At 73.8% G+C, this 23,968-nt stretch carries 21 protein-coding genes; 18 read left to right on the plus strand and 3 right to left on the minus strand.

Annotated elements, in window-relative coordinates; translation table 11 throughout:
* The first annotated feature begins 103 nt into the window (after positions 1-103).
* Genes ABZ459_RS15280 through ABZ459_RS15300 form a run of 5 tightly spaced genes read left to right on the plus strand, consistent with a single transcriptional unit; the run spans position 104 to position 6,563 of the window.
* Positions 104-1,381, plus strand: coding sequence for an aminotransferase class III-fold pyridoxal phosphate-dependent enzyme (locus ABZ459_RS15280; RefSeq protein WP_357970735.1), 1,278 nt, complete (start codon positions 104-106; stop codon positions 1,379-1,381).
* Positions 1,374-2,429 carry a Gfo/Idh/MocA family oxidoreductase gene (locus ABZ459_RS15285; RefSeq protein WP_357970738.1) on the plus strand — a complete coding sequence of 352 codons (1,056 nt, stop codon included), beginning with the start codon at positions 1,374-1,376 and terminating at the stop codon, positions 2,427-2,429. The genes ABZ459_RS15280 and ABZ459_RS15285 overlap by 8 nt, the downstream gene beginning before the upstream one ends.
* Positions 2,430-2,457: 28 nt before the next feature.
* Positions 2,458-4,281 carry an ABC transporter ATP-binding protein gene (locus ABZ459_RS15290; protein WP_357970741.1) on the plus strand — a complete coding sequence of 608 codons (1,824 nt, stop codon included), beginning with the start codon at positions 2,458-2,460 and terminating at the stop codon, positions 4,279-4,281.
* Positions 4,282-4,302: 21 nt separating this feature from the next.
* On the plus strand, positions 4,303-6,081 hold the full coding sequence (locus tag ABZ459_RS15295) for an ABC transporter ATP-binding protein (RefSeq protein WP_357970743.1): 1,779 nt from the start codon (positions 4,303-4,305) through the stop codon (positions 6,079-6,081).
* Positions 6,078-6,563, plus strand: coding sequence for an NUDIX domain-containing protein (locus ABZ459_RS15300; protein ID WP_357970745.1), 486 nt, complete (start codon positions 6,078-6,080; stop codon positions 6,561-6,563). The genes ABZ459_RS15295 and ABZ459_RS15300 overlap by 4 nt, the downstream gene beginning before the upstream one ends.
* Here ABZ459_RS15300 and priA read toward each other — a convergent pair.
* The gene (priA, locus tag ABZ459_RS15305; protein WP_357970747.1) at positions 6,560-7,297 is read right to left on the minus strand and encodes a bifunctional 1-(5-phosphoribosyl)-5-((5-phosphoribosylamino)methylideneamino)imidazole-4-carboxamide isomerase/phosphoribosylanthranilate isomerase PriA; all 738 of its coding nucleotides are present in this window, start codon (positions 7,295-7,297) and stop codon (positions 6,560-6,562) included. The genes ABZ459_RS15300 and priA overlap by 4 nt on opposite strands.
* Before the next feature lie 183 nt (positions 7,298-7,480).
* On the opposite strand from priA, the gene hisG reads away from it, so the two are divergent.
* The 11 genes from hisG (at position 7,481) to ABZ459_RS15360 (ending at position 19,021) form a co-directional block, all read left to right on the plus strand.
* Complete coding sequence (hisG, locus tag ABZ459_RS15310) at positions 7,481-8,347, plus strand: ATP phosphoribosyltransferase (protein WP_357970750.1); 867 nt, start codon at positions 7,481-7,483, stop codon at positions 8,345-8,347.
* On the plus strand, positions 8,344-9,150 hold the full coding sequence (locus ABZ459_RS15315) for an HAD family hydrolase (RefSeq protein WP_357970752.1): 807 nt from the start codon (positions 8,344-8,346) through the stop codon (positions 9,148-9,150). Before hisG ends, ABZ459_RS15315 begins: the two co-directional genes overlap by 4 nt.
* A 148-nt stretch (positions 9,151-9,298) precedes the next feature.
* The gene (locus ABZ459_RS15320; RefSeq protein ID WP_357970754.1) at positions 9,299-10,318 is read left to right on the plus strand and encodes a BMP family ABC transporter substrate-binding protein; all 1,020 of its coding nucleotides are present in this window, start codon (positions 9,299-9,301) and stop codon (positions 10,316-10,318) included.
* Positions 10,315-11,406: an ABC transporter permease gene (locus ABZ459_RS15325; protein ID WP_357970757.1), complete on the plus strand. Its 1,092-nt coding sequence runs from the start codon at positions 10,315-10,317 to the stop codon at positions 11,404-11,406. Before ABZ459_RS15320 ends, ABZ459_RS15325 begins: the two co-directional genes overlap by 4 nt.
* Positions 11,403-12,623, plus strand: coding sequence for an ABC transporter permease (locus tag ABZ459_RS15330; protein WP_357970761.1), 1,221 nt, complete (start codon positions 11,403-11,405; stop codon positions 12,621-12,623). Before ABZ459_RS15325 ends, ABZ459_RS15330 begins: the two co-directional genes overlap by 4 nt.
* Positions 12,623-14,725: a N,N-dimethylformamidase beta subunit family domain-containing protein gene (locus tag ABZ459_RS15335; protein WP_357970764.1), complete on the plus strand. Its 2,103-nt coding sequence runs from the start codon at positions 12,623-12,625 to the stop codon at positions 14,723-14,725. The genes ABZ459_RS15330 and ABZ459_RS15335 overlap by 1 nt, the downstream gene beginning before the upstream one ends.
* A gap of 1 nt (position 14,726) precedes the next feature.
* Positions 14,727-15,638, plus strand: a complete 912-nt coding sequence (locus ABZ459_RS15340) for a hypothetical protein (protein WP_357970767.1) — start codon at positions 14,727-14,729, stop codon at positions 15,636-15,638.
* A complete protein-coding gene (locus ABZ459_RS15345; protein ID WP_357970769.1) occupies positions 15,635-16,564 on the plus strand; it encodes a PfkB family carbohydrate kinase in 930 nt (309 codons plus the stop codon). Before ABZ459_RS15340 ends, ABZ459_RS15345 begins: the two co-directional genes overlap by 4 nt.
* Positions 16,561-17,286: a GntR family transcriptional regulator gene (locus ABZ459_RS15350; RefSeq protein WP_357970772.1), complete on the plus strand. Its 726-nt coding sequence runs from the start codon at positions 16,561-16,563 to the stop codon at positions 17,284-17,286. Before ABZ459_RS15345 ends, ABZ459_RS15350 begins: the two co-directional genes overlap by 4 nt.
* 58 nt (positions 17,287-17,344) lie before the next feature.
* Positions 17,345-18,040 carry a LuxR C-terminal-related transcriptional regulator gene (locus ABZ459_RS15355; RefSeq protein ID WP_357970775.1) on the plus strand — a complete coding sequence of 232 codons (696 nt, stop codon included), beginning with the start codon at positions 17,345-17,347 and terminating at the stop codon, positions 18,038-18,040.
* 48 nt (positions 18,041-18,088) lie between these two features.
* Entirely contained in the window at positions 18,089-19,021 is a 933-nt protein-coding gene (locus tag ABZ459_RS15360) for a 2OG-Fe(II) oxygenase family protein (protein WP_357970778.1), read from the plus strand.
* A 30-nt stretch (positions 19,022-19,051) separates the two neighbouring features.
* Here the strand turns inward: ABZ459_RS15360 and ABZ459_RS15365 are convergent, their stop codons facing one another.
* Positions 19,052-19,777, minus strand: coding sequence for an alpha/beta hydrolase (locus ABZ459_RS15365; RefSeq protein WP_357970780.1), 726 nt, complete (start codon positions 19,775-19,777; stop codon positions 19,052-19,054).
* A 187-nt stretch (positions 19,778-19,964) separates the two neighbouring features.
* Here ABZ459_RS15365 and ABZ459_RS15370 point away from each other — a divergent pair, with 187 nt between their 5' ends.
* Both ABZ459_RS15370 and ABZ459_RS15375 read left to right on the plus strand, forming a co-directional pair.
* On the plus strand, positions 19,965-20,918 hold the full coding sequence (locus ABZ459_RS15370) for an alpha/beta hydrolase (RefSeq protein ID WP_357970782.1): 954 nt from the start codon (positions 19,965-19,967) through the stop codon (positions 20,916-20,918).
* Positions 20,919-20,929: 11 nt separating this feature from the next.
* Positions 20,930-21,616, plus strand: coding sequence for a hypothetical protein (locus tag ABZ459_RS15375; protein ID WP_357970785.1), 687 nt, complete (start codon positions 20,930-20,932; stop codon positions 21,614-21,616).
* Positions 21,617-21,625: 9 nt separating this feature from the next.
* Here ABZ459_RS15375 and ABZ459_RS15380 read toward each other — a convergent pair whose 3' ends face one another.
* Positions 21,626-23,938 carry a tetratricopeptide repeat protein gene (locus tag ABZ459_RS15380; RefSeq protein ID WP_357970787.1) on the minus strand — a complete coding sequence of 771 codons (2,313 nt, stop codon included), beginning with the start codon at positions 23,936-23,938 and terminating at the stop codon, positions 21,626-21,628.
* Between the last annotated feature and the right edge of the window lie 30 nt (positions 23,939-23,968).

Below are 23,968 nucleotides of genomic sequence, written 5' to 3' on the forward strand. Positions count from 1 at the left end.
CCGCCCTCGCCGGGAGCACTGGAAGAAAGAGTACTTGACGGGTCCCGGCGACCGGACGGTACTGTCTTCAGAAATTGAAATTCCGATCTTAATTAGAATCCCAATGGGGGGAGGATCGTTGTCGGAATATGAGCGCATAGCTCACTCGAAGATCACGCGTAAGTTCAGGTCCGCGGGGCAGCAGCTCTTGTTCTCGCGGGGGCGGCGGGGCGAGGTGTCCGACGCTAACGGCGTACCGTACATCGATTTCGTCATGGGTTATGGCCCAGTGATAATCGGCCACGCGGACGCCCAGTTCAACGAAATTCTCTGCGGTTATCTCGGCAACGGAGTCATGCTGCCGGGCTACACCACGTTCCACCAGGAATACCTCGACCGGCTGCTCGGCGAGCGGCCCGGCGACCGCGGCGCGTTCTTCAAGACCGCCTCCGAGGCCGTCACCGCCGCCTTCCGGCTGGCCGCGATGCGCACCGGCCGGCTCGGTATCATCCGCAGCGGCTACGTCGGCTGGCACGACTCCCAGATCGCCGACTCCCTCAAGTGGCACGAGCCGCTGCACTCCCCGCTGCGGGACAAGCTGCGCTACACCGACGGCATGCGTGGCGTCGGCGAGTCCGAGCCGGTGGCCAACTGGGTGGACCTGCGCCTGGAATCCCTCGCCGAGCTGCTGGAACGGCACCGCGGCCGGCTGGGCTGCTTCGTCTTCGACGCGTACCTGGCCTCCTTCACCACGGCCGACGTGCTGCGCCAGGCCGTCGCCATGTGCCGCGAGGCCGGCCTGCTCACCGTCTTCGACGAGACCAAGACCGGCGGCCGGATCTCGCCTCTCGGCTACGACCACGACAACGCCCTCGGCTCCGACCTGATCGTGATCGGCAAGGCGCTGGCCAACGGCGCCCCGCTGAGCATCCTGGCCGGCGACGCCGACCTGCTCGCGCTGGCCGAGAAGGCCCGGCTGAGCGGCACGTTCTCCAAGGAGATGATCGCCGTCTACGCGGCGCTGGCCACCCGCGACATCCTGGAGAAGCCCGTCGGCGACTCGCCGGACGGCTGGACCGAGCTCGGCCGGATCGGCACGCAGGTGGCCGCCGCCTTCACCGCGGCCGCCGCGGACGCCGGGGTCGAGGCCCTGGTGGGCGCCCGTCCGGTGCTCGGCGGCGGCATGTTCGAGCTCGTCTACCACGACGTGGAGCTGCTGGGCGACAAGGAGCGTCGCGAGGCGCTGCTGGCCGAGCTCGCCGGGGTCGGCATCCTGCTGCTCGAAGGGCACCCGTCCTTCGTGTGCCTGGCCCACCGCGACATCGACTGGGGCGACCTGCGCGACCGGGTGCGGCAGGCGTTCGAGGCGTGGACCGCCCCCACGGGGGCCGGCCGTGGCTGACCTCCTGCGCCTCGCCCTGGTCGGCTGCGGCCGCCAGATGCAGCAGAACCTGTTCCCGTTCCTGCAACGCATCCGCGGCCACCAGGTCGTGGCCTGCGTCGACCCCGACCTGTCGCTGGCCGCCGACGTGCAGTCGCTGGCCGGCGGCGCGACCTGCGTCTCCTCGGTGGACGAGCTCGACCTGGAGATGGTGGACGCCGCCGTGCTGGCCGTCCCGCCGGAGCCGTCCTACCTGCTGGTCCGGCAGCTCGCCGAGCGCGGGGTGGACTGCTTCGTCGAGAAGCCGGCCGGGCCGTCCACGCCCGCGCTCCAGGACCTGGAGCACGTGGTGCGCCGCAGCGGGCGGCACGTCCAGGTGGGCTTCAACTTCCGCTACGCCGAGACCCTGCAGCGGCTGCACGAGCTGAGCGAGGAGATCCGGGCCACGCCGTGCTCGGTGACCATCGACTTCTACAGCCGCCACCCGTCCGCGCCGCAGTGGGGGGTGGACACCACCCTGGAGGCGTGGATCCGGCACAACGGGGTGCACGCCATCGACCTGGCCCGCTGGTTCGTGCCGTCGCCGGTCGTCCAGGTGGACGCGCACGCCATCGCCAGTGACGCCGACCGGTTCCAGATCAACCTGTTCCTGCGGCACCACGACGGCTCGCTGTCCACGCTGCGCATGGGCAACCACGTCAAGCGGTTCATGGTGGGCGTCACCGTCCAGGGCATGGACGGCAGCCGGTACAGCGCGCCGTCGCTGGAACGGGTGACGCTCGAACTGTCCGACGGCGTGCCCCACGGCCAGGAGCTGCACGCCACCCGCAACCTGGACCACGGGTGGGGGCGCAGCGGCTTCGGGCCCGAGTTGCAGGCGTTCGTGGACGCCTGCGCGCAGCGGTCGGCCGAGCCCCAGACGGGCGGCCGTCCCCCGGTCAAGGGCGTGCCGTCGGTCTCCGACGCGCTGGCCGCCTCCGCCCTGTGCGACCGGGTGATGGCCGAGCTCAACACCGCCGCGACGAACGGCTTCGGCCTGCTGACCGGGTCCGTCCGGGCCTCGGCCTAGGCCGGGCCGTCGACGAGGAGGGGGAGGCATGACCGAGCGGGCGCGACCGGCCGCGGGCGGGCGGCCGGTCGCGTCGCCGGATCCGGCCGGGTCACCTGATCCGGCCGCGGCGCGGAATTCGGCCGGGTCGCCTGATCCGGTCGCGGCGCGGGGGGTGGGCCGGTGGATCGCCGGTCATCTGCGCCGGCACCGGCCGTCGCTGCTGCTGTTCAGCGTGGCGGCCGCGGCGGCGAGCCTGTGCTCCACGCTCGTCCCCGTCCAGATCGGCGCGGCGTTCGCCGAGGCCACCGGCCCGCGCCACGACCTAGGCGCGGTCGGGGTGGCGGCGCTGGCGGCCGCGCTGCTGGCGGCCGGCCGGTTCGTCGCCGACCTGCTGTCGAACGGCTCGATGGAGGTCGTCGCCCAGCGCGTCAAGCGGGACGTGCGCGACGAGCTGTACCGCAGCCTGCTGACCAAGCGCATGGCCTTCCACGACCAGCAGCGCATCGGCGACATCCTGGCCCGCGCCATCAACGACGCGAGACTGGTCGACTACATGCTCAGCCCCGGGGCGGCCACCGCCGCCAACGGCGTGCTGGCCCTGTTGGTGCCGATCCTGTTCATCGCCTCGCTGGACCCGCGGCTGCTGCTGGCCCCCGGCGTGCTGGTCCTGGTGTTCGCCTACGCGCTGCGTTACCACCTGCGCCGGCTCTACCCGCTGGTCATGCGCACCCGCGAGACCTTCGCCGACCTCAACGAACGCTTCTCCACCACGCTGTCGGGCATCGCCACCGTCAAGGCAGCCACGCAGGAGGACTTCGAGCGGCACGCCCTGAGATCGGCCGCCGCCGCCTACCGGGACGCCTTCGTCCGGCGCGGCCGGGCGCAGGCGGTCTACCTGCCGGCGCTGAGCTTCGCCCTCGCCATGGTGACCGGCTCCCTGCACTCCCTCTACCTCTACTCGCAGGGGGAGCTGGCGCTGTCCCAGGTGGTGACCTACCTCGGCTGGCTGCTGCTGTTCGCGCAGCCCGTCACCATGTCCGAGCAGGCCGTGCCGGTCATCCAGGAGGGCTTCGCGGCCGCCGCGCGCATGCGGCAGATCATCGAAGGCGCCCCCGGCGAGCGCGAGGACACCCGCGGCAGCACGGCCGCCGTCGAGGGTGCGATCACCTTCGACCGGGTGTCGCTGCGCCACGAGGGCCGGGACATCCTGCGCGAGGTCTCCTTCCATCTGCCCGCAGGCCGCACCCTCGCCGTCGTCGGCCCCACCGGCAGCGGCAAGAGCATGCTGATCAAACTGGTCAACCGCATGTACGACGCCACCGAGGGCCGGGTGCTGATCGACGGGCGGGACGTGCGCGAGTGGGAGCCGGGCGCGCTGCGCCGCCAGATCGGCCACGTGGACCAGGAGATCTTCCTGTTCTCCAAGAGCGTCCTGGACAACATCGCCTTCGGCGCCCCGCACGCCGCCGGGTACGAGGACGTCCTGCGCGTCGCCAAGCAGGCGTGCGCGGACGAGTTCGTCCAGGGGATGGCCGACGGCTACGCCACCGTGCTCAACGAGGGCGGCACGACGCTGTCCGGCGGGCAGCGGCAGCGGCTGGCCATCGCCAGGGCCCTGCTGACCGAGCCGCGCATCCTCACCCTCGACGACGCGACCAGCGCCGTGGACGCCCGTACCGAATCGGCCATCACCGAGGCGATCGAGCGCGCGACGGCGGGCCGCACGACGGTGCTGGTCTCGCACCGCCCCGGCCAGATCCGCCGCGCCGACCTCATCCTGCTGCTGGACGGCGGCCGGGTCGTCGACCAGGGCTCGCACGACGAACTGATGGCGCGCTGCGCGCTCTACCGGGAGATCTACAGTGGCTGACGCCCAGGATCGGCGGCGCCCGTGAGCGACCTGTTCGCGGGCCTGCACGCCGACGCCTACGACCGCGTGTACGGCAACCGCCGCCTGCTGGCCCGCATCCTGCGGCAGTTGCGCGCCCACCGCGCCGGCATGATCGGCTCGGCCCTGCTCGTCGCGGGCTCGGTGCTGCTGACCGCCTCCGTGCCGATCGTCGTCTCCCGCCTGATCGACCAGGCCGGCGGCGGCAGCGGCCCCGGCCTGCTGCTGTGCCTGTTCGTGGTCGCGGCGGCGGTGCTGGCCTGGGCGATGAACTGGGCCCGCCAGGCGATCACCGCGCGGCTGGTGGGCGGCATGGTCTACCGGCTGCAGTGCGAGGCCGCCGACGCCGCGCTCGCCAAGGACGTCGCCTTCTACGACGAGAACTCGGTCGGCAAGGTGCTCAGCCGGGTCACCGGCGACACCGAGGGCTTCGGCTCGGTGCTCACCCTCACCCTGAACCTGATCAGCCAGCTGTTCCTGGTGGTGCTGCTCGGCGGCGTGGTGTTCTGGATCGACCCCGGCCTCGGCCTGGTCATCCTGGCGGCGCTGCCTTTCCTGCTGGGCACCGCCCTGGCCTTCCGCCGGGTGGCCCGCACGGCGGCGGCGGCCACGCGGCGGGTGATGGCCAAGGTCAACGCCAACGTGCACGAGACCATGCTCGGCATCGCGGTCGCCAAGAGCTTCGGCCGCGAGCGGGCCGTCCACGACGACTTCGACGACGTCAACCGGCTGTCGTACCGCGTCTACGTCCGGCAGGGCCTCATCTACGCGGTCATCCTGCCGGTCCTGACGCTGCTGGCGGGCCTGGCCACGGCGGTCGTGCTGTACCAGGGCGGCCGGTTCGCGGCGATCGGCAGGCTCTCGGCGGGCGAGTGGTACTTCGCCCTCCAGGCGCTCGGCATGCTCTGGCAGCCGGTCACCCAGGCCGCCTCGTTCTGGAGCCTGTTCCAGCAGGGGCTGGCCGCCGCCGAGCGGGTGTTCGCGCTGATCGACAGCGACCACGCCGTCGTCCAGAGCGGCAACGCGCCGGTGACCGCGCTGACCGGCGAGATCGAGGCGCGCGGCCTGCACTTCCGGTACGGCTCGGGCGCCGCCGTGTTCCGCGACTTCGACGTGCGCCTCGCGGCCCGCGAGACGGTGGCGGTCGTCGGGCACACCGGCGGCGGCAAGTCCACGCTGGCCAAGCTGATCGCCCGCGCCTACGACTTCCAGGGCGGCGAGCTGCTGGTCGACGGCCGCGACATCCGCGGCCTGGACCTGCGGGCCTACCGGCGGCGGGTGGGGGTCGTCCCGCAGCACCCGTTCATCTTCGCGGGCACGCTCGCCGAGAACATCGCCTACGGCCGCCCCGGCGCCGGCCGCGACGACGTCGTACGGGCCGTCGAGCGGATCGGCCACCGCGTGTGGGACCGCAGCATGCCGATGTCCCTGGACGACCGCCTGGCCGCCGGCGGGCAGGGCGTGTCGGTCGGGCAGCGGCAGCTCATCGCCCTGGCCAGGATGTTCGTCCGCGAGCCGGACATCCTGCTGCTGGACGAGCCGACCGCCAGCGTCGACCCGCTGACCGAACGCGGCATCCAGGACGCGCTGGCCCGGCTGTGCGCCGGGCGCACGGTCGTGGTGATCGCCCACCGGCTGTCCACCATCCGGCGCGCCGACCGCGTCCTCGTGCTGCACGGCGGCGAGATCGCCGAGCAGGGCCGGTTCGACGAGCTGCTGCGCCGCGACGGCCCGTTCGCCGCGCTCTACGCCACCTACTACGCGCACCAGGAGACCGCATGACCTGCGCCCCCCATCCGGCGGAGTTCGAGCCGATCCAGCGGGAGGCGTCCGCCACGGGCGTGCGCTGCGTGGTCGGCGCCGTGCTGTTCAACCCGCTCGGCGAGGTGTTCCTGCAACGGCGGGCGGCCCACGTGCGGCTCTTCCCCGGCTGCTGGGACATCGTCGGCGGGCACGTCGAGCGGGGCGAGACGCTGTGCGCGGCGCTGGCCAGGGAGATCGAGGAGGAGACCGGCTGGCGGCTGCTGCGGGTGGGCGGCCTGGTGGACGTCTTCGACTGGACCGGCGGCGACGGCGGCCTGCGGCGCGAGATCGACGTGCTGGCCACGGTCGAGGGCGACCTGACCCGGCCCGCCATCGAGCAGGACAAGTTCGACGAGGCCCGCTGGCTGGACGGCGACGCCCTGCGCCGCCTGGCCGCCGAGTCGCCCGGCTCGGGCATGGTCGAGCTGGCCCTGCGCGCGCTGGCCATGCGGCCGGTCTAGGGCTCCGGTTTGCGTACCGCGTCCAGGGCCTGTCGCAGGGTGAACCGGCCGGCGTACAGCGCCTTGCCCACCACCACGCCCTCGACGCCCAGCGGGGTCAGGGAGGAGACGGCGCGCAGGTCGTCCAGGCTGGAGATCCCGCCGGAGGCCACGACGGGCCGGCCGGTGGCGGCGCAGACGTCGCGTAGCAGCTTCAGGTTGGGGCCGCCGAGGGTGCCGTCCCTGGCGATGTCGGTGACGACGTACCGGGCGCAGCCGGCCGCGTCGAGGCGGGCCAGGGTCTCGTACAGCTCGCCGGCGTCGCGGGTCCAGCCGTGGCTGCGTACGGTGGTGCCCCAGACGTCCAGCTCGACGGCCACCCGGTCGCCGTGCCGGTCGATGACCTCCGCCACCCACGCCGGACGCTCCAGCGCGCCGGTGCCGAGCACCACCCGGCCGCAGCCGGTGGCCAGCGCCGCCGCCAGGCTCGCGTCGTCGCGCACGCCGCCGCACAGCTCGACCGGGATGTCCAGGGCGCCGACGACCTCGGCGATCCGCGCCCGGTTCGAGCCGGTGCCGAAGGCGGCGTCCAGGTCCACCAGGTGCACCCAGTCGGCGCCGGAGTCCTGCCAGGCCAGCGCCGCGTCGAGCGGGTCGCCGTACCAGGTCTCGGACCCCGACTCGCCGCGCAGCAGGCGGACGGCCCGGCCGCCGCGCACGTCGACGGCGGGCAGGAGGGTCAGGCATGTGGACACTCGTCGTTTCCTCTCCCGTGAACCCCCCTTTTCCATCATCGCGAACACTGGTCAGGAATCGAAGTCAACCTTCGGCCACCACCATGGTTCACTTGCCGCCGCCCGGCCGGACGGGGACGCTTGCCGGTGCGCGCCGCACGCCCAGTCGCCGGGGGCCGGTCCCCCTGTTCCGAGGAGGACTGCATGGTCTCGCTCGCGCTGCCCAAGGGCACGTTCCTGGAGCGTCCCGTCCTCGATCTGTTCGCCGCGGCCGGGCTGGAGGTGCGCCGGCCGTCCGAGCGCAGCTACCGGGCGAGCATCGCCTACGACGGCGGCGTCGAGGTGGCCTTCCACAAGCCGCGCGAGATCCCGCTCGCCGTGGAGAGAGGCGTCTTCGACTTCGGCGTGACCGGCACCGACTGGATCGAGGAGACCGGCGCGAAGGTCGAGCTGGTCGAGGCGAGCGGGTGCGTGCCGCCCTGGCGGCTGGTGCTCGCCGTCCCCTCCGGGCATCCCGCCGTGGACGCCGCCGGCCTGCCCGCCGGGGCCCGGGTCGCGACCGGCTTCCCGAAGATCTCCCGGCAGTACTTCCAGAGCGTGCCGCTGCCCGTACGGATCGTCCCGTCGTTCGGCGCCACGGAGGCCAAGGTCCCCGAGCTGGCCGACGCCGTCATCGAGACCGACGGCCCCGGCTCCGCCCTGGACGAGCACGACCTGCGCGTCGTCGCCACGTTGCGCACCTGCTTACCGCAGGTCGTCGCGAGCCCCGCCGCCTGGCGGGACGCCCGCAGACGCGCCGCGATCCAGCGGGTCGCGCGGCTGCTGGCCTCGGTCGACGGGGGAGCGGCCCACGTGCTGCTGACCGTCCGCACCACCACGCGCGACCTGCCACGGGTGGCCGGGTCGATGCCGGAACGGTCCTGGCGGGCCGGCACCGGCCTGACCGAGAACCTGGTGGTCGTGCAGGGGCTGGCGGCCCGGCGCGGCCTGGCCGAGACCATCGGCGGCATCCTGGCCGCCGGCGCGCTCGACGTCATCGAGTCGCGCGTCGGGAAGGACGTCACGCCGTGAGCCGCCGGATGATCGTGTGCGACCTCGACGGGACGCTCCTGGACTCCCGCGGCCAGGTCTCCGAGCGCACCAGGACCGCCGTGCGCCGCGCCCGAGCCGCGGGGCACGTGTTCGTCATCGCGACCGCGCGGCCGGTCCGCGACACCCGTCCGGTGGCCGCGGCGCTGGACCACGCGGCCGTCGCCGTCTGCGGGAACGGCTCGATCACCTTCGACTTCGGCAGCGAGGAGGTGGTCGACTACCGCCCGCTGGACCGGCAGCCGCTCGCCGCGACGCTGGCGCTGCTGCGCGACCGTTTCCCCGGCGTGCGCCTGGGCGCCGAGTGCCGCCTCGAACTGCTCCTGGAGGACGCCTTCCACCTGCCCGAGCCGCTGGCCCGCGACGCCCGGCGGGTGCCCCGCCTGGAGGGCGAGATCGACCGGCACGACGTCGGCAAGCTCATGGTCCAGCTCGAAGGCGCCGCCCGCCAGTACTACGAGACCGTGCGCGGGCTGCTGACCGGCTGCGAGGTCACCATCTCGGCCGACGTGTTCTGCGAGGTCATGCGGTCCGGCGTGACCAAGGCCGCGGCCCTGGAGTCGATGGCGTCCAGGCTCGGCCTGGGCAGCGCCGACGTGATCGCCTTCGGCGACATGCCGAACGACCTCCCCATGCTGACCTGGGCCGGAACCGCGGTGGCGGTGGCCAACGCCCATCCCGCCGTGCTCGGCGCGGTGGGCGAGGTGACCGCCTCCAACGACGACGACGGGGTGGCCGCGTGGCTGGAACGGCACGCCATGGCCGATTTCTCAGAGAAGTATTGACGCTTGTCTGACGACTATTCATGATGGTCGCTGGAGCCGGGAACGCACCGGCCAGGATCGGCCTGCGGAGGCAGGCCGCCAAGGCCCGCGCCGGGCGCGGGCGTCCCGTCTGAGAGGTGCCCCAGTGCCCCGATTAGCCGTTGCCCCTGTGTTCGTCCGCGTCCTCGCACTCTTCGCGGCGTTGTGCTCGCTCGCCGCCTGCACCGCCGTCAGCCCCGCCGCCGAGAAGAAGGGCGCCACCTCGGTCGGCGTGGCCTTCAGCCGCGGCGGGCGCGGCGACAGATCCTTCAACGACTCGGTGGGGGCCGGCGTCGACCGCGCGAAGGCCGAGCTGGGCGTCTCGGCCAAGGAGCTCAGCCCCAACGCCGCCGGGTCCGACCTGGAGGAGATCCTGCGGCTGCTGGCCCAGACCGGCCACAACCCGGTGCTGGCCGTCGGCTTCTTCTACGCCCAGCCGCTGGCCAAGGTCGCCCCCGCCTTCCCCCGCACCCAGTTCGTCATCATCGACGACGCCACCGTGAAGCTGCCCAACGTCACCAACGTGGTGTTCCGCGAGGAGCAGGCCAGCTACCTGGTCGGCGCGGCGGCCGCGCTCAAGTCCGCCAGCGGGAAGATCGGCTTCGTCGGCGGGGTCCAGACGCCGCCGCAGGAGAAGTTCCTCGCCGGGTACGCGGCCGGCGCCCGCGCGGTGAAACCCGGCATCCAGCTCTCCAGCGTGTTCATGTCCCAGCCGCCCGACTTCAGCGGCTTCTCGGCCCCCGACAAGGCCCAGGAGGCGGCCCGCGGCATGTACGACGGCGGCGCCGACGTCGTCTACCACGCCGCCGGGGCGTCCGGGCTCGGCGTCTTCCAGGCGGCCAAGGCGGCCGGCAAGTGGGCGATCGGCGTCGACGTCGACCAGCGCAAGACGGTCGATCCCGGGCTCGCCGGGGTGATCCTGACCAGCGCCACCAAGCAGCTCGACGTCGCGGTCCTGAGCATCGTCCGGGACGCGGTGGCGGGCCGGCCGATCGCCGGGGTGCGCGAGTTCGGGCTCAAGGAGGGCGGGGTCGGCTACGCCACCAGCGGCGGCGAGCTCGCCGACATCCAGCCGCGGCTGGAGGAACTGCGCAAGCAGATCGTCTCGGGCGAGATCAAGGTGCCCGCCAGGCCGGCGGAGAGCCGATGAGCCGGGCGCGGGCGGCGGGCCGGGAAGCGCTGCGCGTGCTCGCCGTCCCGGCGCTCGCGCTGCTGATCGCGCTCACGGTCGCCACCGCGCTGCTGGCCGCGGTGGGGGCCGCGCCGGGGCGGACGTACCTGACGATGCTGGAGTTCGGGGTCCGGCCGGACTCGCTCGTCTCCGCGGTGAACCGGGCGGCCGTCTACTTCTTCGCCGCCCTCGCCGTGGCCGTCACCTTCCGGATGAAGCTGTTCAACATCGGGGTCGAGGGCCAGTACCACGTGGCCGCGCTGTTAGCGGCGGTCGCCGGGGCGGCCGTGCGGCTGCCGGGCCCGCTGCACCTGGCGTTCGTCTGCCTGGTCGCCGTGCTGGCCGGAGCACTCTGGGCCGGGATCGCCGCGGTGCTCAAGGTGTGGCGCGGGGTCTCCGAGGTGCTGTCCACGCTGCTGCTGAACTACGTCGCCACCGCCGTCGTCGCCTACCTGCTGGCCGAGGTCTTCGCCGCGGGCAGCACCTCCGGCTCGACGCAGGAGCTGCCGCCGTCGGCCCGGCTGCCGCAGCTCACGCTGCCGTCGGGCGACCAGCTCGGCTCGGCCACGCTGGGCGCGGTCGTGCTGGGCGTGGCGGTGCACGTGCTGCTCACCCGCACCCGCTACGGCTACGAGCTGCGGGCCGGCGGCCTGAACCCGGTGGCGGCGCGCGTCCAGGGCATCGACCCGCGCCGGATGATCCTCGTCACGATGTTGTTGTCCGGCGGCCTGGCGGGCCTGGCCGGGCTGCCCGACCTGCTGGGCCAGACCTACCGGTACGGCATGGACTTCCCCTCCGGCGCGGGCTTCACCGGGATCGCCGTGGCCCTGCTCGGCCGCAACACGCCCGCGGGCATCGCGCTGGCCGCCCTGCTCTTCGGGTTCCTGGAACGGTCGGCGCTGATCCTCGACATCGAGGGCATCCCCAAGGAGATCGTCACGATCATGCAGGGCGTCATCGTGCTCAGCGTCGTGGTGGCCTACGAGGTGGCGCGGCGGATGGAACGCAGGCGGGCCGAGCGGCTCGTACGGGAGCAGGCGTCCCCGGCGCTGGAGCCGTCCGTATGAGCGCGGGACGGTACCGGTGGTGGCGGGCCGCGCTCGTCCTGTTGCTGGCGATGTCGGTGGTCAGGGTGTTCACCGGCGCCGACGAGCTCACCGGGTCGGGCGTCGTGGGGGCGGCGCTGCGGCTGGCGGTCCCGATCGGGCTCGCCGGGCTGAGCGGCCTGTGGAGCGAGCGCGCGGGCGTCGCCAACCTCGGCATCGAGGGCATGATGATCATCGGCACCGTCTGCGGGGCCTGGGCCGGGTACGGGTTCGGCGTCTGGGCCGGGGTGCTGGCCGGCACGCTCGGCGGGGTCGCGGCCGGGCTGCTGCACGCGGTCGTCACCGTCACCTTCGGGGTCGACCAGGTGGTGTGCGGCATCGCGATCAACATCCTGGCGGTGGGCGTGGCCCGGTTCATGTCGGTCATCGCCTTCAGCGGCCTGCCGGGGGCGGGGGCCACCCAGTCGCCGCCGGTGAGCGGGTCGATCGGCACGGTGAGCGTGCCCGTCCTGGCGGGCGGCGGGGGCACGCCCGACCTGCTCGGCGGGCTGGAGCGCGGCCGGTTCTTCCTGGTGTCCGACCTCGCCGGGATCGTGCGGGGGTTCCTGCACGAGGTCTCGCTGCTCACCGTGGTCGCCGTCGCGCTGGTCCCGCTGAGCTTCGTGCTGCTCTGGCGTACCGCGTTCGGGCTGCGGCTGCGGTCGGCGGGCGAGCACCCGGCGGCGGCGGACTCGCTCGGGGTGCCGGTGCTGCGGATGCGGTACTACGGCGTGCTGGTCTCCGGCGGGCTGGCCGGGCTCGGCGGGGCCTACCTGGTCACCGTCTCCTCGACCGTCTACCGCGAGGGCCAGACCGGCGGCCGGGGCTTCATCGGGCTGGCCGCCATGATCTTCGGCAACTGGCGGCCGTCCGGCACGGCCGCCGGGGCGCTGCTGTTCGGTTACGCCGACGCCCTGCAACTGCGCCAGGCGAGCGCGGTGCACGTGCTGCTGCTGCTCGGGGCCGTGCTGGCCTGGGTCGCCGCCGTCGCGCTCGTCCGTACGCGGCTGCGCCTGGCCGCGACGCTGGCGCTGCTCGGCGCCGCCGCCTTCGCGGTCTTCCAGGGCACCGACTCGGTCCCCACCCAGCTCGTGTACGCCACGCCGTACCTCACCACGCTGCTGGTGCTGGTCACGGTCGCCCAACGGCTCCGCATGCCGGCCTACGTCGGCATCCCCTACCGGCGAGGAGACGCGTGATGACCATCGACCGGGAGCCCCGCCTGATGGGGTACGCCGACCGCTGGTCCGCGGCGCCCGGTGAGCGGCTGGCCGTGCACGCCTCCGGCCCGGACGGGGACGCCGACGCCGCCCTTGTGGACCTCGTCCGGGAGAGCGACCTGACCCCGGCCGTGCCGGTGACGATCGCGCCGCGGCCGCTGCGGCCCGGCTCCCGGCTGGAGGCGGCCTCGGTGCCGACGCCCGCCAGGGGCGGCCTCGCCCTCTGGATCCGGCCGAAGCGGCTCGGGCCGCGCCAGGTCGTGGCCCGTCTGGGCGCCTCGGAATGGCGGCTGCTGCTCGCGCTCGACGAGGAGGGCAGGCCCGAGGCCACCGTGCTGACGCCGTCGGGGAGCATGGGCTGCCGGCTGCGCTCGGCCGTCCCGGCGGGGGAGTGGTCGCTGCTGGCCGTGGCGTGGGAGGCGGCGCCGCTGATGACCGTCCTGCATCTGAACGACTTCCGCACCCCGGGCGTGAGCGCCGGGCGGGCCCGCCTGCCGCTGCCGTCCCCGTCGGGCGAGCTGCTGATCGGGGCGGGCGAAGAGCATCCGTACGCGGGCCGGATCGCCCTGCCCATGCTGACCGAGGGCCCGCTCGCCATGCCCGGCCGCGTTCCGCTGACCGACCTGACCACCGGTCCCGAGCTGGTCAAACACCTCGGCCCCGAGCTGCTGGCCCTGTGGGACCCGTCCGCCGGCCCCGGCGCGCCCGTCGTCCCGGACGTCAGCGGCAACGGGCACCACGCGAACGCCGTCAACCGGCCGCTGGCCGGGCTCGCCGGGCCGGGCGGCGGCGCCCGCACCGCGCTCCAGGTCAGCCCGGAGGACCTCGACGACGCCCGCTGGCCGGTGACGTGCGAGCTGACCGTCCCGCCGGACGCCGGCTCCACCGTGCTCGGCGTGCGCCTGCGGACCCGGGGGCAGTCGTGCGTGCTGCCGGTGGTCGTGCGCCCGGACGCGACGCGCAGGAGCCCGGTCGCGGTCGTCCTGCCCACGTTCACCTACCTCGCCTACGCCAACCACCGGCAGTCCAGCGAGGCCGAGTACTTCGGCGACTACCGGCAGGTCACCGACCGCGTGATCACGCTCTCCCCGGTGGACGCCTACCTCAACGAGCACCGCGAGCTCGGCCTGTCCCTGTACGACCAGCGGCGCGAGGGCGGCCACGTCACCCACTCCTCCAGACGCCGCCCGGTGCTCAACCTCACCCCCGACTACCGCTGGTGGATGACCGGCGCGCCGCGCCACTTCGCCGCCGACCTGCTGCTGCTGCGCTGGCTGCGCTCGGCCGGCTTCGCCTTCGACGTGCTGGCCGACGAGGACGTGCACGAAGGCGGCGCCGGCCTGCTGTCCGCCTACCGCGTCGTCCTGACCGGCAGCCACCCCGAGTACGTCACCGCCCCGGAACGTGCGGCCTTCGGCGCGTACGTGTCCGGCGGCGGCCGGCTCATGTACCTGGGCGGCAACGGGTTCTACTGGGTGACCGGCGTCGATCCCCGGCACCCGCACGCCATCGAGGTCCGCCGCGGCCACGTCGGCGACTGGTGGGACGACGAGCCCGGCGAGGACGTGCTGACCTCCACCGGCGAGCCCGGCGGCCTCTGGCGGCACCGCGGCCTGGCGCCGCAGGAGCTGCTCGGCGTCGGATTCGCCGCCCAGGGCTGGGGGCCCGCCCCCGGCTACACCCGCCTGCCCGACAGTTACCGGGAGGAGGCGTCCTGGGTGTTCGAGGGCGTCGGGACCGACCCGGTCGGCTGCTGCGGTCTCGCGCTCGGCGGGGCGGCGGGGGACGAGATCGACCGGGCCGCGCCCGAGCTCGGCACCCCGCCGGACACCCTGGTGCTCGCGACCTCCGCGGGCGGCCACGGCCACCACTACCGGCCCCCTACCGAGGAGGCCGGGCTGGGCGCGCAGGCCGTACGCGCCGACATGACCCTGCGACTGCTCGGATCAGGCGGCGCCGTGTTCGCCGCCGGATCCGTCAACTGGGTGACCAGCCTCGCCTGCTGTGACGGTGACATCAGGCGAATCACCCGGAACGTCCTGTCCCGATTCCTGCAACCCGCAGCTTGTGAGGAGGAGTGACGTGACCACCGCGAGCGCGAGGCACCTCGACTACCCCTATCCCCGCACGTCGGCCGAGCTGACCGACGAGATGTTGTCCATGCCCGCAGAGGAACTGGCGGCCATCGCCCGCCATCCGCTGACCGTCTTCCCCGACACCACCGAGCTCTACTACCGGCTGGCCCGGGAGATGGCCGACGAGTTACGCGCCCGCAACATGCGCGGCGAGCCCACCCGCTGGATCCTGCCCGTGGGCCCGAAGGCGCAGTACCCGATCCTGGCGCGCATCTGCAACGAGGAGCGCATCAGCTGGGCCGACGTGTTCGCCTTCCACATGGACGAGTTCCTCGACTGGCAGGGCCGGCCGGTGGACCCCTCGCACCCCTTCAGCTTCCGCGGCTATTGCGACCGCAACCTCTACCAGCTCCTCGACCCCGACCTGCGGCCCCACCCGGGCAACGTCGTCTTCCCCGACGTGTTCGACCCGGACGCGTTCGGCACGCGCCTGCGGGGCGAGGGCGGCGCCGACACCTGTTACGCGGGCTTCGGCTACCGGGGGCACCTGGCCTTCAACGAGCCGCCGTCCACGCGCTGGCACCAGTACACCGCCGCGGAGTTCGCCGCCTCGACCACGCGTGTCGTCCCGCTGCTCGACGACACGATCGTGGCCCACTCCCACCGGGTGACCGGCGGCTACACGCAGGCGATCCCGCGGATGGCGATCACCGTCGGCATGTCGGAGATCCTCTCCGCCCGCCGGCTGCACCTGATCACCGACGGGGGCGCCTGGAAGCGGTACATCGTCCGGGTGCTGCTGCTCACCACCGAGCCGGACGTGCTGCTCCCGGTGACCTTCGCGCACCACCACCCCGACGTGCGCGTGACCGTCGACGCCGACAGCATCGCGCCCTGCGCCCTGGGGCTGGGCTCGTGACCGTCGTCGCGGTCGGGGCCTACATCGTCGACCTCTACATGTTCGGCGACCACCTGCCGGAGCCGGGCGAGAGCGTCAACGCCGCCGACTACGCCACCGCGCACGGCGGCAAGGCCGCGAACGTGGCCGTCGCCGCGGCCCGGCTGGGCGCGCCCGCCCGGTTCGTCGGCTGCCTCGGCGACGACGCCGCCCGGCCGGTGGCGCTGGCCGAGCTGCGCGCCGAGGGCATCGAGGTCGGCGAGTGCACCACGGCCGTCGGCGTCGCGACCGGGCGCAGCTTCGTCTACGTCGACGCGGGCGGCAGGCAGATGGTCATGACCTGGCCGGGGGCCGCCGACCTGCTGCCGCCCGCCCAGGCGGCCGCGGTCGCCGCCGGCCTGCCCCCCGGGTCCGTGCTCGTCCTGCAGGGGGAGATCCCGCTGGAGATCTCCTACGCCGCCGCGACGGCGGCCCCGCCGGGCGTGCGCGTCCTGCTCAACCCGAGCCCGGCGGGACCGTTCCTGGAGGGGACCGGGAAGGAGCTGCTGGCCCGGGCCGACCTGCTGGTGCTCAACGAGGGCGAGCTGTCCGCGCTGGCCGGCGAGACCCCCGGCGACCTGGACGACCTGCGCGGCAGGACCAGGGGACGCACTGTCGTCGTCACCCGCGGCGAGCACGGCGCCGAGATCGCCGACGACGGCGGCACTATGCTGATCGACGTCCCCAGCGTGCGCGTTGTGGACACCACCGGCGCGGGTGACGCCTTCACCGGCGCCCTGGCGGCCGCCCTCTGCGCCGGCGCGGGCCTGGTGCGCGGCGTCCGGCTCGCCTGCCAGGTGGCGACCGTCTCGGTCACGCGCCGGTTCTGTGCCCCCAGCTACCCATCGGCCGCCGAGCTCGGCATCGCCCCGCTCCGCGGTCCGTCCGTGCAGGAGAGACCCGCGTGACACGACGTCATCCCACCCTGGCCATCCAGATCCGTGACCGGCTGCACGCCCTGATCGTCGAGCAGGGGCTGCGCCCCGGTGACAGGCTGCCGTCGGAGAACGAGCTCATGACCCTGTTCGACGTCGGGCGCACCAGCATCAGGGAGGCGTTCAAGCTCCTGGAGCAGGAAGGGCTCATCCAGGCCAGGCACGGCGACGGCCGCTACCTCACCTCGCAGCCCAGCCTGGACCGGCCGCTGACCCGCCTCGAAGGCGTCACCGAGATGCTGGCCAGCCGCGGGTTCACCGCCGACAACACCGTCCTCGACGTCATGGCCACCGAGCCGGACCGCCACCAGCGGGAGCTGCTGCAACTGCCGCCCGGCGAGGCCATCGTCCGGCTGGAACGCCTGCGCAGGCACCGGGACGACGCGCTGCTGTACTCGATCGACCTGTTCCCGCGCTCGCTCATCGGCCGCCCCCTGGACGAGGTGGACTGGACCGGCTCGCTGTTCCAGCTCCTCACCGAGCACGGCCACACCATCGCCTACGCCGTCGCCCAGGTCCGCGCGGTGACCCTGAGCCACGCCCAGGCCGAGCGCATCGGCACCCACGAGGACGGCGGCGCCTGGCTGCTGCTCCTCCAGACCCACCACGACAGCGCCGGACGGCCGGTGCTGTATTCGCAGGACTACCACAGGGGCACCGACTTCTCCTTCCACCTGGTGAGACGCCGCGACTGAGTGAGCCGCCGCCGCGTACCGACCGACCGCCGTTCGCCGACGCAGAGAGGATCATGCGATGAGTGCCATCACGCTGGAGGCCGCCCAGCCGATCCCGGCCTCCCCTTCCAGCCTCCGGGCGAGGTGCTCCAGGCTGTCCGTCTTCTGGCTCGCCGAGGACGAGGTCTCCTTCTACGGGCTCCCGCCGCTGCTGATGAAGGTGTCGAACGTGGCCGGGGTCGCGGTCGTGCGCAGCTGCGCGGAGGCCCGGCTGCTGCTGGCCGGCGAGGACTTCGACGTGGCGGTGATCCCGCTCGCCGTCCTGCCTGACGTGCTCGGCGGACGCCCCCGCCGGGCCCGCCCGCAGATCCTGGCCATGGTGCGTCAGGGGGAGGAGCTCGCCCCCTGCGTCGCCCAGCGGTACGGGCTGGCCGGTTGCCTGCTGTGGGACGAGATCAATGTCGCCGGCTTGTCGGGCACCTTCGATCGGCTGCTGCGCGGCGACGCGCCCGTCCCGTCCAGGGGCGCCCCCGACCTGCTCGGCCGCCTGACCGAGCGCGAGCACATGGTGCTGGCGCTGCTGCTGCGCGGCATGAGCAACCACCAGATCGCCCGCTCGATGGGCATCTCCATCCACGGCGTCAAGCGCCACATCTCGAACCTGCTCGTCAAGTTCAACTGCTCCAACCGCACCGAGGTCGCCCTGGTCGCCCAGCGTCTCGGCCTCGACCCCGCCTCCCGCAACCCGCGCCACCTGAGCAGCACCCGCACGTAGCACGTACGACGAACCATCCCCGAACGGTCATCGAGAAACGGAGTGACAATGGACGTCCCTCTCATGGAACTCAGCGGCCGCGCCCCCGTCGTCAGGCTGCATGACATCGAGGCGGACATGGCCGCCGCCACCGACGCCATCAGGTCGCAGCTGACCGGATGGGGCTTCATGGCCGCGGAGGTGCCCGGCATCGGCGAGCGCGTCGAGGCCATGATGAACGAGTTCGCCGCGGCCTGCCGGGCGACCGGGCCGAGCCTGTCCGACTACGCCTACGACGTCGTCCCGCAGCTCGCCGTCGGCGGCACGCACGGGTTCTTCCCGTACAACTCGGAGATCCCGCGCCTGGCCAACGGCGTGCCCGACCCGAAGGAGTTCATCCACGTCAGCGGCGCCATGATCGGCGACCAGCCGCCCGGGGCGGGTGACGTGCTGCGGGCCTTCCCGGCGTTCGGCACCCGCGCCGCCGAGGTGTTCGACATCGCCTTCCGGCTGATCTCGCTCTTCGGCGAGGTCGTCCGGGGCATGATGCCGCCCGGCACGCCCGAGCTGGACCTCTCGCACGACGCGACGAACCTGCGAGTGATCCACTACCGGGACGTCGGCGACCGCGAGGTGCTGGCCCACGAGCACTCCGGCATCCAGATGCTCGGCCTCCAGCTGCCCCCGTCCGACCAGGGCCTGCAGTACGTGCTGCACGACGGCACCTGGGTCGAGCCGGTGATCGCCGGGACCGACGTCGTGCTGTGCAACATCGGCCGGATGCTCACCAGCGCCTCCGACGGGCGGTTCCGGCCGTCCACGCACCGGGTGCACACCAAGCCGATGCCGGCCGGCTACGAGCGCCTGTCGTCGGTGCTCTTCGCCTACCCGCAGCACAAGGCCCGCCAGTGGAAGATGGTGGACGGCGAGCTGATGTCGCTGAACGCCACCTGGGGCGACTTCATCGACAGCCGCTTCCAGGGGCTCGGCAAGCAGTCCTGACCACCCGGCCTCCTGGCGGCCGGGCGGCCGTCAGGAGGCGGTGGCCCGGACGGCCGCCCGGATCACGTCGGCGACCTCCTTCGGCCGCGACACCGCGACCGCGTGCGAGGCGCCGGCGACCTCCACGGCGGTCGCGCCGGCCCGCTCGGCCCCGAACCGCTGCACGTCGGGGTTGATGGCCTGGTCGGCGTCGGCGATGACGGCCCACGACGGCTTGGCCCGCCAGGCCGCCGTGGCCGCCGCCTCGGTGAACGCCCCGGCCGCCAGGGGCCGCTGCGCCACCGCGAGGACCCGGGTGACCTCGGCCGGCACGTCGGCGGCGAAGACCTGGGGGAAGGCGTCGGCGGCGATGGTGAACTCGGCGGCGGCGCCGCCGTCCGGCAGCGGGTAGGCCACCTGCCGCAGGCTCGCGCCGAGCGGCGGCTCGGGGAAGCGGCCCTGGAGCTCGCCCAGGCTCTCGCCCTCGTCCAGGACGTACGCGGCGACGTAGACGAGGCCGACGACGTTGTCCGCCGCGCCGGCCACGGTGATGATCGCGCCGCCGTACGAGTGGCCTGCCAGCACGACCGGGCCGTCGATCTGGGCCACCACGGAGGCGACGTACGCCGCGTCCGAGGCCAGGCCGCGCAGCGGGTTCGGCGGGGCCACCACGGGGATGCCGTCCCGCTGCAACTCGGCGATGACGCCGGACCAGCTCGCCGCGTCGGCGAACGCGCCGTGCACGAGGACGACCGTCGGGGTGGTGCTCTCCGTCATGGGAAAAACTCCTTCTCGGGGCAAGAGGGGACCGGTCGGCCCCGGTAGCGATCCAACAGCCGGGCCGCTCGCGCGCACGAGGCGGAAACGTACTTCTGCCTGTGGTTCCGCCTCGTCTTTCCCCAGGACGGTCGCTTGGATGGGTGACGGCCCCCCCTGCTTCCCACCCCTTCTTCCTGGAGCGATCATGATCAAGCCCGTCCTGGAACCCGCCGCTCAGGCGTTCGCCGAGGCCACCGCCGAGCCGCCGTACCTCTTCCAGCTCCCGCCGGAGGAGGGCCGCAAGGCCGTCAACGAGGTGCAGTCCGGCCCGGCCGAGCTGCCCGCCGTGGACGAGGAGTGGGTGACGGTCCCCGGCGGACCCACCGGCGAGGTCAGGGCCCGCATCGTGCGGCCGGCCGGCAACACCGGCGACCTGCCCGTGATCATCTACATCCACGGCGCCGGCTGGGTCTTCGGCAACGCCCACACCCACGACCGGCTGGTCCGCGAGCTGGCGACCGGCGCCGGCGCCGCCGTGGTCTTCCCCGAGTACGACCTGTCGCCCGAGCACCGCTACCCGGTCGCCATCGAGCAGAACTGGACGGTCGCCCGCTGGATCGTCACCGACGGCGCCGCCAAGGGCCTGGACGCCACGCGCGTCGCGGTGGCCGGCGACTCCGTGGGCGGCAACATGACCGCCGCGCTGACCATCATGGCCAAGCAGCGCGGCGGCCTGTCGCTGCGCCGGCAGGTGCTGTTCTACCCGGTGACCGACGCGTCCTTCGACACCGAGTCCTACCGGCAGTTCGCCGAGGGCTACTTCCTGCGCCGGGACGGCATGCAGTGGTTCTGGGACCAGTACACGACCTCGGACGCCGAGCGCGCCGAGATCACCGCGTCCCCGCTGCGGGCCACCGTCGAGGAGCTGACCGGCCTGCCGCCGGCGCTGGTCATCACCGGCGAGGCGGACGTGCTGCGGGACGAGGGCGAGGCGTACGCCGCCAAGCTGCGCGCGGCCGGGGTGCCCGTGACCGCGGTGCGCTACCAGGGCATCATCCACGACTTCGTCATGCTCAACGCGCTGCGCGGCACGTACGCGGCCGAGTCGGCGATCGAGCTGGCCACCGGCACGCTGCGCCGGGCCCTGCACGAGAGCTGACCTCCCGCGCCATGCCCTCCGCCTACGACCTGGACCAGGTGCGGCACGCCAACGCCACCGGGCGGGTCCCGGTCGTCTTCGTCCACGACCCGTGGTTGCTGGCCGGGAGCTGGGAGCCCTGGGCCGAGGTGTTCGGGCAGGCGGGGTTCGTCCCCGTCATCCCGGCCTGGCCCGAGGACGGCGACGCCGCCGGGCATGCCGCCGGGCACTTCGCGGGGCTGATCGGCGGGCTGGCGCGCCGGCCCGCCCTGGTCGGCCATGCCGCCGGCGGCCTGGTCTCGCAGATCCTGGCCGGGCGCGGGCTGGCCTGCGCCTGCGTGGCGATCAGCCCGGCGCCGTTCCACGGGGCGCTCACGTACGGGCGTTTCCGGCACGCCGTGGCCAACGCCGTCGGCGAGGAGGAGGCCAGGCGGCTGTACGAGACGTACGCCGTCCGGGCGGCGGAGGCGGGCGCCCCGCGGGGCCTCGACGGCACCGCGCCGGACCGGGGGCCGCTGCTGCTGGTCGCCGGCGAGATGGACCGCACGGTCCCGTGGGCCGCCGCGCACGCCTCCTACCTGTGGCAGGCGCGCAACCGGCACCACCTGACCGAGATCGTCGAGCTGCCGGGGCGCGGGCACTCGATGACGGTGGACAGCGGCTGGCGCGAGGTCTGCGGCACCGCCCTGACCTTCATCGAACGGTTCGTGGACCCCTGACCGGCCCGCTCAGCGAGCGCCTTCCGGATCCGGGATCTTCACAGCGGTCTTGAGGGCGGTCTTCACGGGGGCCAGGCGGGCGAGCTCGGCGGTCACGCGGGCCGCCCGGACGGCGTCGGCGGAGGCCTCGTACAGCTCCAGGGCCTCCTGGAACGCCTCGCGCGCCTCCTTCCGCCGCCCGAGCGCGACCAGCGCCCGGCCCAGGTTCGTCAGCGTCTGGGCCGTGGCCCGGTTGATCGGGCGCTTGCGCAGCTCGACCAGCGCCTCGCGATAGTGGTCGGCGGCCTCCTGCCAGCGGCCGAGTGCGAAGTAGCCGTCGCTCAGCAGGTCCAGCGCCGCCCCGACGGCGTGGGCGACGATGACCGGCGTGCCGCCGAACGCCGGGTCGCGCAGCCGTTCCAGCAGCTCCAGCCCGTGCCGTACGGCCTCCTCGATCCGGCCCAGCCGGCGCAGGCCGTTGCCGACGCTGAGCATGGCCTGGGCGTACCCCTCGGGGTCGCCGGCCTGCCGGAAGCACTCCGCCGCCCGCCGCGCGTGCTCCAGGCCGGTCTCCGTGGCGCGCCGGTCGTCGTGCCCCCACAGCGCCCAGGTGGCGTAGGTCAGGGCCCAGCCCTGCTGGCGCACGTCCCCGATCTCGCGGGCCAGCTCCAGCGCGCGCAGCGCGGTCCGCTCGCCCTCGTCGTAGCGGCCCTGGCAGTACGTGCGCGCCCAGGACAGGTAGTTGAGGTGCACCGCCTCCTGCGCGCGGTCGCCCATTTCGCGGGCCGCCCCGGACGACATCTCGAACACCTCGGGCCAGTGCCCCCAGTGCATCCACAGGTCGGAGAACCAGTGCATGGCCTCGGCCACCTCGACGACCCGCGCGTGCTCACCGGCGCGGGCCGCCTGCCGCAGCGCGGCCAGCCACGCCGCGCCCTCGGCCTGGAGCCATTCCTGCGCCTGCCGCGCGCTGTCCAGCTCGACCAGCGAGCTCCAGCCGGACGGCGGCGCGCCGTAGTCCGGCTCGAACCAGCGCCCGGCGACGGTCGCGACCTCCAGCAGCCAGTCGTCCATCCGCCGCCGCGCCTGCCGCTGCGCCGTCATGGGCTCCTCGTCGGACAGCCGGGCGCGGGCGAACAGCCGGACCAGGTCGTGGAAGCGGTAGCGGCCGGGGTACGGCGACTGCAACAGCCCGAGATCGACCAGTTCCTCCAGGGCGTCCTCGGCCTCGTCCGGGCCCAGCTCGGCCAGGACCGCCGTCATCGGCACCCCGAAGTCCGGCGCGGCGGCCAGCGCCAGCCGCCGGAAGCCGCGCCGCGCGGACGCCGACAGCTGCCGGTACGACAGCGCGAAGGCCGCCGCCACCGACAGGTCGCCGGCGGCCAGCGACTCCACCCGGCGTCCCTCGTCGCCGAGCCGGGCGGCCAGGTGCCCGGCGGTCCAGCCGGGCCTGCTCTGCAGCCGGTTCCCGGCGATGCGCAGCGCCAGCGGCAGGTTCCCGCACAGGTCGGCCACCTGCGCGACCCCCTCCGGGTCGGCGTCGGCGCGCTCGGCGCCGACGATCTCGCGCAGCAGCGCGGCCGACTCCCCGGCCGCCAGGTGCGCCAGCGGCACCTGGTGCACGCCCTCCAGCCCGGCCAGCGGGCGGCGGCTGGTGATCAGCGTCATCGCCGGCCCCTCGGCGGGCAGCAGCGGGCGCACCTGCGCCTCGTTCGCGGCGTTGTCCAGGATGACCAGGCAGCGCCGGTCGCGCAGCAGGGCGCGGTAGTGGCCGGCGCGGTCCTCCTCGTCGGCCGGGATACGCCGCTCGGCCACGCCCAGGGCGTTGAGCAGCCGGGACAGCGCCGTGCACGGGTCCAGCGGGACCGGGTCCATGCCGCGCAGGTCCAGGTAGAAGCGGCCGTCGGGGAACAGGTCGGCCAGGTGCGCGGCGGCGCGCACGGCCAGGGCGGTCTTGCCGATGCCGGCCGCCCCGGAGACGGCGGCGACGACGGCGGGCGCGTCCTCGGCCGTGCGGGCGGCCAGGTCGCGCAGCAGGCGCAGCTCCCGTTCGCGGCCGGTGAAGTCGCCCACGCCGCGGGGCGGCTCGCAGGCGCCCGGCGCGGTGTCCTGGCGTGGGCGGCTGGCGCGGGCGGCGTCGGACAGCGCCGTGCGCCGCGGCTCGTCCAGCCGCAGCGCCTCGGCCAGTGCCTCGACGGTGCGCCGTTGCGGGCCCCGGCTGGTGCCGCGCTCCATGTCGCCGATGGCGCGCACGCTGACGCCGGAGGCGTGGGAGAGCTCCTCGATGGTCAGCCCGGCGGCGTGTCTCAGGCTCCGCAGCATCGTGCCGAACGACTCCGCCACTCGTCCCCCTCAGAATTACGAGCGGCGAAA

Origin of the sequence: Nonomuraea sp. NPDC005692, assembly GCF_040631115.1 — a bacterium.
GTDB lineage: Bacteria > Actinomycetota > Actinomycetes > Streptosporangiales > Streptosporangiaceae > Nonomuraea.